The 421-nt window shown below is 56.3% G+C and carries 1 protein-coding gene; it reads right to left on the reverse strand.

The features are described 5' to 3' along the window. The coding region (locus tag M3630_RS30650; RefSeq protein ID WP_483298484.1) for an ABC transporter permease subunit at positions 1-292 on the reverse strand (292 nt) is incomplete at its 3' end. Positions 293-421: the final 129 nt, after the last annotated feature.

Below are 421 nucleotides of genomic sequence, written 5' to 3' on the forward strand. Positions count from 1 at the left end.
GCCGATAGGCCACGCGCTCAATGCTCCAGCCGTAGGCGCTGGCAATCACAATGGCGCCCACGAATCCGGCGGCGACCAGCAGCCAGCTAGTGTCAATGCCCATCATCATCAGCGCGGCGATGATCATGAAGGAGACATAGCTGCCAATCATATAGACCTCGCCGTGGGCGAAGTTGATCATGCCGATAATGCCGTACACCATCGTATAGCCGATGGCGATCAGCGCATAGGTACTGCCCAGCGTGACGCCGTTAAACATCTGCTGCAGAAAATAGAGAAACTGCTCGGACATAAGGTAACCTTTTTCAAACCGCCCGCGGATCGCGGGCGGAGGGATAACTCGTCTTCAGCGCTTATTTCGCCGCGCTCGAAGAGCCGTCGGCGTGCCACTGGAAGACACCAAACTCAAATCCCTTCAGAT

This window comes from Brevibacillus sp. MER 51 (genome assembly GCF_023714195.1).
Classification (GTDB): domain Bacteria; phylum Bacillota; class Bacilli; order Brevibacillales; family Brevibacillaceae; genus Brevibacillus.